General features: G+C 34.6%; 7 protein-coding genes. 5 read left to right on the forward strand and 2 right to left on the reverse strand.

Annotated elements, in window-relative coordinates; genetic code table 11:
* Nucleotides 1-8: 8 nt before the first annotated feature.
* A complete protein-coding gene (locus tag SYN6308_RS10940) occupies nt 9-3,062 on the reverse strand; it encodes a calcium-binding protein (RefSeq protein ID WP_017294483.1) in 3,054 nt (1,017 codons plus the stop codon).
* Nucleotides 3,063-3,414: 352 nt separating this feature from the next.
* Here SYN6308_RS10940 and SYN6308_RS10945 point away from each other — a divergent pair, with 352 nt between their 5' ends.
* On the forward strand, nt 3,415-4,224 hold the full coding sequence (locus tag SYN6308_RS10945; RefSeq protein WP_017294484.1) for a sulfatase-like hydrolase/transferase: 810 nt from the start codon (nt 3,415-3,417) through the stop codon (nt 4,222-4,224).
* A gap of 93 nt (nt 4,225-4,317) precedes the next feature.
* Here SYN6308_RS10945 and SYN6308_RS10950 read toward each other — a convergent pair whose 3' ends face one another.
* Nucleotides 4,318-5,745, reverse strand: a complete 1,428-nt coding sequence (locus SYN6308_RS10950; RefSeq protein ID WP_017294485.1) for a sulfotransferase family protein — start codon at nt 5,743-5,745, stop codon at nt 4,318-4,320.
* Nucleotides 5,746-5,966: 221 nt separating this feature from the next.
* Between SYN6308_RS10950 and SYN6308_RS10955 the strand changes: the two genes are divergently transcribed.
* The 4 genes from SYN6308_RS10955 to SYN6308_RS22310 all read left to right on the forward strand — a co-directional run bounded on the left by SYN6308_RS10955 (nt 5,967) and on the right by SYN6308_RS22310 (nt 11,859).
* A complete protein-coding gene (locus SYN6308_RS10955) occupies nt 5,967-6,695 on the forward strand; it encodes a hypothetical protein (RefSeq protein WP_017294486.1) in 729 nt (242 codons plus the stop codon).
* Between the two features lie 49 nt (nt 6,696-6,744).
* Complete coding sequence (locus SYN6308_RS10960) at nt 6,745-8,376, forward strand: hypothetical protein (protein WP_017294487.1); 1,632 nt, start codon at nt 6,745-6,747, stop codon at nt 8,374-8,376.
* 147 nt (nt 8,377-8,523) lie between these two features.
* Nucleotides 8,524-10,209: a glycosyltransferase gene (locus SYN6308_RS10965; RefSeq protein ID WP_017294488.1), complete on the forward strand. Its 1,686-nt coding sequence runs from the start codon at nt 8,524-8,526 to the stop codon at nt 10,207-10,209.
* Between the two features lie 54 nt (nt 10,210-10,263).
* Complete coding sequence (locus SYN6308_RS22310) at nt 10,264-11,859, forward strand: glycosyltransferase family 4 protein (RefSeq protein WP_017294489.1); 1,596 nt, start codon at nt 10,264-10,266, stop codon at nt 11,857-11,859.
* The last annotated feature ends 24 nt before the right edge of the window (nt 11,860-11,883 follow it).

Raw genomic sequence — 11,883 nt, forward strand, 5'->3', positions numbered from 1 at the left:
TAAGCTCATTATGCAGCAATAAAATCCTCGATAGTAATAGCAGGAGCAACAGGGTTAGCATTAGGAGTACCGACAATTTCAAATAAAGAGTCAGAGCCTGATTGATAACCAGCAACACCATTATTGAAGATAACATAAGTATTAATCTGGTCGATAGCAACAGAAACGGTGAAAGCACCAATGGCATTAGCTTCGAGTGATTCAAATGTACTACTAATACTTGTGTTGTCTAGTCGAATTTGTGGAATGGCGGGATTTGCTAAACCACTATTTAACGGTAAATCTCTACGTACAGTACCCGGTACACGAATTAGATCGTCACCAGACTCGAAACCGCCGGTAATAGAATCAAGACTATTCAATAAAGAATCAGTTAATTGATTATAAACAAAAGTGTTTTTACCGTCTCCACCATTTAGCTTATCAGCACCGCCACCACCAATTAAGATATCATCGCCACGACTTCCTAAAAGTTCATCATTACCACCTTGTCCTCTGATAGTAATGCCTCTGGAGTCATTTCCTGCAGGTCCATTATTACGAGCATCAAAGAAGCTATTACCTTCTCCTAATGTAACAACTGCACCTTTAGCTAAATTTCCACTCTGTGCTTTAAACATTCCCTTAACAGCACTAGCGTCAATGGCAGTAAGCTCATTATCATCAGAGCCAATTCGCAGAGGTTCAATTAGTGGAGATTGGTTATTTCTTGGTACAATTTCTCCTGTTACATTGTTTTCGGAAGTAAAGGTGATTGTTTTTAAAGCCTTTCCAGAAATTTCAAACCCGCTTAAGTCGGTAGCAAACTGGATTGAACCATCTTCAACAGTAATATTAAGAGTTTCTACTGATTCAGTTCTGATGAAACCTGCTTGATAAGAGTTATTTCCACCGAGAGCAACTCCATCATTTCCATAAGTGACATTGAAAACATCAGCCCCCGCAGTACCATTCATAGAAACGGTATGGGGTTGTTGATTGCCCGCTCGTCCATTTCCTTTAAACTCGACCGCAGGTACCACACCAATACCTGTAATCTGGGCTCTGTTGGTGTTGTCATTAGAATTAGTAAAGACAATAGTATTAAGTCCTGTTACATCATTCATCGGAATAGTTGTGGTAACACCCGGATTAAAAATACCTACTTCAAAAGTCTCCACATTACTCATACGAAGACTACTAGGAATAGAAGCTGTGAATCCGGTGGAAACAACATCTTCTCCTTCTCCACCATCGATAATATCGCCCCGATTAAGCTGTTGAGTATCAAATCTTACACGATCGTCACCTGCACCACCAGTGAAATTGACATTAGTGTTACCAGTGATAATTCCGATAAGATCATTACCTGCACCACCAGTGAAATTGATGTCAGTATTATTCGTCCCATTGATAGTTCCGATCGTAGTGCCACCGTCTCCACCAATAAAGGTCAAATTACCATTAGGATTTAAGACATCAATATCGAGGGCTGCGGTGAAAGGAGTAACCATTTCATTGCCTTCGATCCCTGCCGCATTAATGCGAGAAACTGTTGTTGGTAAAGAAGGGGCAAAGTTTCCACCCGTTCGGGTGGCATTCAACTCGAGATTTTGATCTCCGCTGATATTGACAGTACCTGCACGACCGCCGATCGAACCCAATTGATTATCGACATCAGCATCAATCTCATTTACCCGTGTGGAAGTAATATTAAAAGTTCCGTGGTTAGCAACGATAAAAGCAGTATTAGGAGAAAGAACATTTTCTAAAGAAATATTAATCTCTGGACTTGTGGTGGTGGTAAAGTTGATCTCAGTATCACCGAATCCACCAACGGCAAAGTGGTTTCTCAAGGCAACATCAACGGTGTTACGCATACCTTCCACTATTAAACCAGTGGTACTGTCAGAAAAAACTACTGTTTCTGTGCCAGTGGTACGAGATCCACTAAAGACAGGGCGGATGCCTCCTGCATAGGTTGTGGTAAAGTTAAGGGTTTCAATACCAGTCAGTTGGGGATTGATTACGGGAATAATGGTGTCTGTTGTATTGCTACCAACTTCTACTGTTATGACATCACTATCACCATTACCTATAGCAACATCACTACTTTGTAGGGTAACGTTATTGAAAATACCTGCTGCGGTGTCCAAAGGTGCATTGGCTCTACCTGTAAAGGCAAAAGTATCAGCTCCGAGGGTAAAAGTTTCTACCGGAGGTCTTTCTTTATCGGGATCAGAAGGGTTATCATCAGGAGTACCGACAACAGGTCTTCCATCTTGATCAAGAATTCTTAAACTAGCATCTACATTAGCTCCTAAAGAATTAATATAGGTCTCAATTTCGGCTCGAGGAGCAGTGATTTGGATTGTTCCTTGACCTTTTAAACCAGTTACTGCGGTTAAATTGTTAAGGGTCGCCGTCAATGTCACACCTAATGCAACGCTAACGGTTTCAATACCAGTAATTGTTGCACCAGTTAAGTCATTATTAGCTTCTACTAATAAGTTGTCATTACCATCTCCGCCATCAAATATATCACCGCTACCAGCTACGTCAGCAGAGGATAAAACGATAGTATCATCACCTGATCCACCGATTAAAGTATCTCTACCAGCACTTGCAACGATAGTATCATTATCCTGACCACCATGGATATAGTCATTACCTGAACCAGCGATGATGATGTCATTACCTAAGTTTCCAAAGATTTCATTGTTCCCAGCAGTGCCAACAATGGAATCATCATCTTGACCACCATAGATAGTGTCGTTACCGCTACCGCCGATAATAGTATCGTTACCGAGATTACCTAGTAATAGATTATTACCAGTAGTCGCAGTCACAAAATCATCCCCTTGACCACCATAGATGATGTCATCCCCAGCAACGCCACCGTCTAAGGAATCATTTCCTTGATTACCAAGAATAAGATCATTGAAAGCAGTACCAGTAACGGTATCATTACCTTCAAGGGCTGTTACTTCCACAGCTTCAGTAATAGGAGCACCAAGTTCAGCCTCTCCTACCGTTTGATTCCAAGTATCATCTTGGGGTGTTAACGAAAACGCTAATGCCATTTAATTCACTCCTACACTAATAGGTTTCTATTATTTTTTTTAGTAATGCTGTAAAAATTACTATTTAACAGACGATTACTCTTTCTGACTAACTATATCATAAAGTTTTGTATTCGTCAACAGTTTTTGAATAGCTAAGATTGTGACCTTCTGTTCACTAGATTACTGTACATTTGTGTCATTTACCTAACTATCCTTAACTATTTTTCATTCTATCAGCAATCTTCATTTTCGGACAATAAATTTTTACGAGAATGCAAACGCCCTGCCTGTCGGTTGTTGAGGGTAGTCGAACTATGGGGAGTGATAGTGTTAAAATTGCGTAAAAATAATTATTTTGCCTAATTTCTATATGTATAAACAGGATCAAAACTCAGTTTTATTTATTACCCTCGACTCTTGTCGATACGATACTTTTATCCAAGCTAATATCCCTAACTTAAAAAACATTGGTCAAATATATAAAACAAAAGCTCCGAGTTATTTTACTTATGCTTCTCATCATGCGATGTTTGTGGGCTTTACCCCTAGCATCGCCGAAGATTTCACACCGTTGATTAATGCTAAATATGGCAAAATTTTCCGTATGGGAGGAAGTGCAGGATTTAGCAAGGAAAATGATTACTTAATCTTAGAAGGGAAAAATATTATTGAAGGTTTTAAAAGACTCAACTATCTCACTATCGGTAGTGGTGCAGTGGGTTGGTTTAATCCTGAAACGGAAACAGCACAATCTCTGATTCAAGACTTTGACTTATTCTATTATCCGGGGGATACTTATTCTCTCAAGAAGCAACTACACTGGATTGAGTCTCAATTGTCATTAATTCAAGATAAAAAAGTGTTTCTCTTTTTGAATATTGGTGAAACTCATACACCATATTATCATGAGGGAGCATCTTGGAGTTCTGAATATAATCCTTGCATTCCTTTTGGAGAGAATAATGATACTGAGGAATGTAGAAAAAGACAAACCGCTTGTTTGGAGTATGTGGATTTGTACTTAAAACCTTTACTGGAGGCTTTTAAGGATAGTAACATAATCATTTGTGCTGATCACGGTGACTGTTGGGGAGAAGATGGATTATGGGAGCATGGTTTTCATCATGAAAAGGTTTTAGAAGTGCCTTTAATTTTTCAACTAAGTCAGGATTTTTCGTAACTTACTTAAAATCTTTAATGCCCTCTGAGTCATAAAAACTGTGGCTTGTTTTGGGTTGAACAGTTTTTGGCTTGAACATTGTTCAACCCCTACTTAGCTTAGATTCAAACCCCGTTTTACTTTAAACCATTTACTTCTAATACGCCAGAATTTACTGCTTTCCATGGCGGTAATTTTTTCTTCTAATTCTTGAGAGTACGATCGAATGTTGTGTAATTCGTCTTGGGTTTCTTTTAATTCCCGTTGAGATTTTTCAAAATACCCTCTTAATAGGGGTAATTCTTCTTCATAGGGTTGAAGACGGCGTTTTGTTTCCTCTAATTCTTGTTGTAAGTGCGATCGAACTTGACTAAAATCTTCTTCTGATTTAATTAGATGTTGACGAGTTTCTTCTAATTCTTGTTGTAAGTACGATCGAACTTGGTTAAAATCTTCTTCTGATTTAATTAGATGTTGACGAGTTTCGACTAATTCTTGTTGTAAATTAGATTCAGTTTCCTGAAATTCCCTCTCAAATTCCAGAAAGTGCGATCGGATATTTTCTAACTCTTGTGATTTGTGAGTGGATTCCTGTTGAGATTGTTGTAAATCCCATTCTAAAGCCCCAACTTGATGGCGTAAATCACCTATTTCTTGATAGACTCGATCGAGATGTTCTGTGCTATCCTTTTTTTCATGGGCTAATTCCTTTTCAATACGTTTTACATCCACCCAATCCTGCAATAACCAACCCTGACAAGATTCCTGACTTAAAGAAGATAAAATGTCATCCTGATAACCGCTAATAGCATTTAACTCCTCGTATAAAGCAAAAGCAGAAGGGAAAAACTGTTTAACCTCATAGGGACGTTGAGAATTATGGGATAATTGCTTTAATAACCTAGCTTCATAGAGATTTCGATCGCATTTTGATAACTCAACCTTCAATTTCTTAGCAATTGCCTCGATTAAGAAATCTGGATTTGCAGTTATTTGATTAAGATTTAACAATAAACAATTGTCTTGATACTGGCGATAAAACTCTAAAATCTGTTGATTATAAGACATCCAAATTTGCAAAGCGAATTCAGGATGACGATGAAAAATATCATCTCCTCGTCGAAAAAGAGAATCTAATACTTCCCAAGGTGATCTATAAATAAAGAGAAATGGACTATCAGGGATCAAATTATACCAAAAGTTAAGAAAAAGAGACGTACGAGGATCTTTCCAACCCCAGGGTTTATTTTGCGATAAACTCAACTCTATCAGATTTTTTGCTTCATCTTGATAGGCAGGAGGAGGAGATAAATCTTTTTCTAAAGTCCAACCAATTTGATTAATACCTAAAGAATATAATACTTTTTCATGAAAATCTACAAAATCTTTATTTTCAAAATGTCCTTTGATATTACCTTCATTACCAGCTACTAAATTTTTGCCAATATTTAAACCAGCACTTTGCAGTAGAGAAGAAACCAAAGATGTTCCAGAGCGGTGCATCCCAGTAATAATTAAAATTGGTTGTTGAATTTTAGCCATCTTGATCAAAAATTGCGAATTATCAATAAACCACTATAGCTTTTTTATTGTACATTCTTTATTAGCTCTATCCAAAAACTGATCAAGAAAGGGCTAAAATCTTTTTTGGAGAAGTCTATTGTTAATTGTTAATTCTGAGTCTTGCTTTTTGCTCACGGTGACTTGTAAACTTGTTTCAATCATGATGATCTGATTTTATTGTAATAGGATATTGAGCAAGAGTGAATCCATTAGACCAAAATTATAGCATTAGCTTTCAATCTTCAGTGAAGGAATTATTTTCTTCTTCTGCTATCCCCCTTGAAAAAATTGCCGTTTTACCAACTACTGAATATGAAGGTATATTCCGTAATGGCGGTGTTGGTACTTATTATAAAAACTTAGCCAAAAGATTACATAGTCAAGGTTGGTGTGTGATTCTTCTCTCCTGTGATTTTGAATCGGAATATCAAGGAAAATCTCATTTACCAGAATTAAACTATATTTTTACGACTAATCAAATTAAAAATGTTCTGAATCTTTCCAGTTATCATTTGCAAATCCTTCAATCCCTAGAAAGTCAATGGGTGGATTATATTGGTTATAGTTGTCTTTTTTTCTTAAGTTCGATCGTATCCCAATTTCCAAAAAGTAAAATCTATGTAGAATTTCACGAAATGTTAGGCTTTGCTTACCATTCTTTACAAGGAAAACAAACTAACATCTTAGGTGATAATATCACCATCGGGGTGACAATGCACAGTGGTCATGAATGGATTTATGAAGCTAACGACAAATACCATGTAGAATACCCTGAATGGTTTTGGCAAATTGCCCATTATGAACAATATTGCTGTGAAAATGCCTCCTTAACCTTCTTTCCATCTTGTTATCTCACTACTAGGGTTAAATCCTACGGTTGGAATATTGAAACAGGAAAAAATCACCCCAATTATATCCCCATTATTTAAAGTTTTATTGTAATAATTTAGCTGGATAATAGCTATTAACTTAATCTTCATGAAAAATACTAATATAGACAAAAAATATCAAATTAGTTTTAAGCAAAAAATAGCTGAACAATTAGGTTCGATCGAAAGTGAAAATATTGCCCTATTAATTACTAATGAGTATGAAGGTTTTTCTCGTAATGGTGGCATAGGCACTTATTATACTAGCCTAAGTCAGAAATTAGATCAAGCAGGATGGTGTGTAATTTTAATACTCTGTCAAAGTGAAGACTTTTATGGTGGTAAATCTGATATTCCCGCCCTTGATTTTGTCTTTTCCACCGGAGAAGCAGAGGAACTTTTAAACCTCAATATAGAGCAACAATATATTCTACAAGAAAGTAAAAATGATTTTTATTTTAAATATCAAAGTATTGGTAGTTGGTTATTTACTCAGGCAATAGCTAATACCCTAAAAGATAAAAAAATCTATGTAGAATTTCCAGATGTGAATGGATTTGGTTACGATACTATTCAAGCAAAAAAAAGTAATTTGTTAGGAGAAAATTGCTTAGTTTCTGTGACAATTCATGGCTGTTTTGAATGGGTTTTTGAAGCAAATGATAGCATTAATAAAGATGATTGGTTTAATCAAAGTTGCTATCGAGAACAAACTACCTTTGAGAATGTTGATTTAGCTTTTTTCCCTTCCTATTTCCTCAAAAATAAAATTGAAACCTACGGTTGGCAGACTTCTCACGCTCACAATCGTCCTTATTTTGTTTTAATTCAACCAGTTTCTACTTTTAACAAAATAGATGAAGATTTACTCAAATTACCCTTGTTAGGAATGACAAGTAATCAGGAGAGAAGTTATGTTAAATATTATACGGAAAATGAATATACAGGGCAAGGAGAAATAGTTGATTTAGGTAGTTGGTTAGGCTCATTTACTTTACCTTTAATTTTAGGTTTAAAGAAGAATAAACATTATGATCAATTAAGGGATAAAAAAATCCATGCTTATGAGCGATTTATCTGGAAATCATCTTGGATGGAAAAAGAAGTAATAGGCACAAAATTAGAAGGAAAATATAAAGATGATGATAACTTTTTAGATGGTTTTTTAGAACAAATTTATCCCCATCAAGACATGGTTAATATTAATCAGGGAGACTTGATGACAATGTCATGGAATAAAGAAAAGTCGATCGAGTTTTTATTAGTGGATGCCATGAAAAATTGGGATTTAGCTAACCATATTACTCAACAATTTTTTCCAGCTTTAATTCCGAATGTATCTTTAATTCAGCATCAAGATTTCTGTCATTATAATTGCAGTTGGATTCATTTAATTATGTATAAATTAAGAGATTATTTTGAGCCTATTTTGTATGTACCTAATGGCTCAGTTATTTTTCTAAATATTAAACCGATTCCTGAAGAATATTCTCAGAAAACTTACTCTTTTGCGGATTTTTCGCCCTCAGAAATTAATCAGGCATTTGCTTATTCCTCTAGTATTGTACCCCATGAGGGGAAAGCCAATATTCAAGCATCTAAAATTATGTTATATATTCATCTAGGGGAGTTAAAAACTGCTAAAAAAGAGTTAGACATCATTGAAGATAAACAATTATATTCTTTTGACAGTGATTTATCTATTGTTAAAAATATTCTCTATTCTTCCTTTAATAATTAATCCTTAGTTTGTATTTAATGGGTTAGAAGTTGACTAATATTGTTACAAAGCAATTTTATTCAAAAAAAATAGTATTTTAATTTAAGTAAAAAATATTATAATCATAAAATATTTATATAGTTTTTTAGACAATAAGCATCTAATATTATGAGTTCAAAAGATCAATTTAGTGGGATTCAAAATCAAGTTTCTGGAGAAAATATAGAGAGTCAATCTATCCCTATAGTGTTTTTCGGCAGATTAGAGGAAAGAAAGGGTTTATGCACTTTTGTTCAAGCTATTCAAGGTTTACAAGATGAATTAAGAGCAAAAATTAAGGTTATTTTTATGGGTAAAGTTGTAGCTTTATACTCTGCCCAATTAAAGCATTTAAACAGTGAAGAATATTTAAAAAGGGAGTTGGAAGGAGTTGTTAGTTATGAGATTATCAGCAATTTTTATAGTCAACAGGCGATTCAATATATTCGAGATTTGGATAGTGCCATTGTATGCTTAACTAGCCCTCAAGAAAATTTTCCGAATACTGCTTTAGAAATGGGGCAGTTGCCTGTTACCTTAGTAGTATCTGATACGGGAGGTTTTAGGGAAACTTTACAGTTAGTGCAACGTCAAGATTGTTTATATTGGTTTCAACCGAAAGATGAGGAGTCTTTACAAACACAATTAGAAAGTGCGATCGAATCTTATCCTCAATATCCCCAAGTAGCAGAAAAAAGCACCTTAGAAAATATTAACCGAAAACTGCTAGAAGAAAAAATAAATTATATAGAAACTGCTTTTCAACAAGCAAAACCTTTTGAGAAAACAACGGCAAAAGTCACCATTGGGGTAATTAGTCATCAACAAGGGGAATATTTAATTGACTGTTTAAGCAGTTTAGAAATGCAAACCTATCCTCATATAGAAATTATAGTTATCGATGATCATTCCAAAGATAAAAATTCTCAAGAATTATTTAATCATGCTTCATCTCTTTATCCTAATTATCAATTTATTTCCCATTCCCATCGCAAAGGCATTGGCAAAACTTGCAACGAAATTTTAACTAAAGCCACTGGGGATTACTTCCTCTTTTTCTCACCCCAAGTCACTTTCTATCCTCAAACCGTAGAAAAATTTATCGAAACTGCTGTTAATAATCAAGGGGATATAGTTACTAGCGCCCAAAAAGAAGTAGGCAAAGAGGAGAAAATTGTTAGTTATTCAGGAGGCACACTTCCGACTATGATGCAAAAAAATGTCTATGGTGGAGAATGTTGCCTCTTTTCTCGGCAAATATTAGAAAAATTTGATCATACTGAAGATAAAGCTATCACCACTCAAAATTGGGAAATTCTCACTGCCGCCGTTGTCACGGGTAAAAAAATTATTTATTATCCTTATCCTCTCTATGAATATCACGTTAACGAACATTCTACCTCCGAAATAGATGATCGAGCAAAATATTCCTTACGACAATATTTAGGGAAAATTCCTCCTCAAGAGTGGACATCTCGACAAATATATATACTATTAACTGCTATACAACAATTGCAGGATTTACCATCTCAAGTGTATGATTTACAGTTTCAATTAGATCGATCGCAACAAAAATTAAACGAGTGTCAAAATTTTCTGCGTCAATTAGAGGAAAATAACACAGAGGAGGAATCAAGTGGAGAAGTAATTATTTATTATGATGATGAAAAACTTAAACAGGAAATAGAAAAGATAGAATACAGTCTCTATGAAGCAAAAGAAAGAATAGTTGCCATGGAAAGCAGTAAATTTTGGCAATTAAGGGAAAAATGGTTCAAAATCAAGAAAAATATCGGCTTACCTGTTGATGAGTAGGGAGTAGGGAGTAAAGAAGTTTGTTAATTATTAATTGTTAATTGTTAATTGTACATGAAAATAGTTCATCTTAGCACGTTTGAAATGCAAGGGGGTGCAGCAAGGGCAGCTTATCGTTTACATCAAGGCTTATTAACTATAGCCAAGGATTCTCGAATACTATGCCTATATAAAGCCTCATCAGATTCTCTCGTGTCTCAATGGGATATTTATACAGGTCAAAATGAATCTCAATTCTATTGTGATTTAATCCAAAAAAACTATATTGACTATAATCGCACAAAAATTTCTAATACCCTTTTCTCCCTAGGTTATTCTGGATATGAATTGAGACATTGTGATATAGTCAAAGATAGTGATATTATTAATTTACATTGGATAACCAGTGGTTTTCTCTCCCCCTTTACCATTCGACAACTTATCGAGTTAAGGAAGCCTGTGGTTTGGACTTTTCATGATATGTGGGCATTTACCGGGGGATGTCACTACAGTGCTGGATGTGAAGGCTATCAAGAAGATTGTCATTCTTGCCCTCAATTACAGGAAGATTTTTATAAATTACCGTATCATCTTTTACAAGATAAAATAGACTTATTTTCTCCTCTTAATCTAGTTATTGTTACTCCTAGTCAATGGTTAACAGAATGTGTAAAAAAAAGTAAACTTTTTCGTCATCATCGAGTAGAAACAATCCCTTATTCCCTTGATGAAAATGTATTTTTTCCCACTGAAAAAAAAGAAGCAAAAAAGAAATTAAATATTAATTCAGAGATTTTTATTTTACTAATTGGAGCGATGACAGGCAAGGAAAAAAGAAAAGGTTTTTCTCAGTTATTTACATATCTTAAGTTGTTAAAAAAAGATGCTAATATTAATTATTTAATCACTAATGGTAAAATAAAAATTGCTTGTTTTGGTGAACCTTCTGAGGCTTTAAAAGAATTAGAAATTGAGGTAATTAATTGGGGTAATATTGATGACGATCGAGATTTAAGTTTAATTTACTCTGCGGCGGATATATTTATTTTACCGTCTTTAGAAGATAATTTTCCCAATACAATGTTAGAGGCGATGAGTTGTGCAACTCCGGTGATTAGTTTTGCCGTGGGAGGAATGATTGATTTAATCAAAGATAATATTAATGGTATTTTAATACCTGCTTATAATTTAGATTTAATGGCAACAAAAATTATTGAATTAATTAATAATCCTGAAAAATGTCGCATGATGGGAATGAATGCTAGAAGAGAAATTGAAACTAATTACCGATTATCTATCCAAGCCGAAAAATACTCTAATTTATATAATGATTTACTAGCTAAAAATAAGAATAAGCAACAGGATTTAGGAAATAGACAACCAGAGATTTTGACAAAATCAATTGATGATGTTATTAACGATAATCAACAATATTTAAGAGGGAAATATTTTGAGAAAATTTATGGGGATATTGCTTTAGATAGTCTTAGTCGAGAATTAGAATTGACTCGTCTTTTATTGTCTTACAAAGAGGAACAGTTAAAGGAAACTCAAAGGATTTTAACTGAATCGGAAATTATGTTAGAGGCGATGAAAAGTAGTAAATTTTGGCGGTTAAGACAAAAATGGTTTAAGCTGAAGAAAATTCTCGGCTTATCTGTAAATGAATAAAAAATGAAATATATACTTCTGATT

The sequence above is a fragment of the Geminocystis herdmanii PCC 6308 genome (genome assembly GCF_000332235.1).
GTDB classification, from domain to species: domain Bacteria; phylum Cyanobacteriota; class Cyanobacteriia; order Cyanobacteriales; family Cyanobacteriaceae; genus Geminocystis; species Geminocystis herdmanii.

Excerpts from the sequence above, each read along its gene's own strand:
- SYN6308_RS10960 (WP_017294487.1), top strand. The coding sequence starts at position 6,745 with ATGAAAAATACTAATATAGACAAAAAATATCAAATTAGTTTTAAGCAA.
- SYN6308_RS10950 (WP_017294485.1), bottom strand. The coding sequence starts at position 5,745 with ATGGCTAAAATTCAACAACCAATTTTAATTATTACTGGGATGCACCGC.
- SYN6308_RS10965 (WP_017294488.1), top strand. The coding sequence starts at position 8,524 with ATGAGTTCAAAAGATCAATTTAGTGGGATTCAAAATCAAGTTTCTGGA.
- SYN6308_RS10940 (WP_017294483.1), bottom strand. The coding sequence starts at position 3,062 with ATGGCATTAGCGTTTTCGTTAACACCCCAAGATGATACTTGGAATCAA.
- SYN6308_RS22310 (WP_017294489.1), top strand. The coding sequence starts at position 10,264 with ATGAAAATAGTTCATCTTAGCACGTTTGAAATGCAAGGGGGTGCAGCA.
- SYN6308_RS10945 (WP_017294484.1), top strand. The coding sequence starts at position 3,415 with ATGTATAAACAGGATCAAAACTCAGTTTTATTTATTACCCTCGACTCT.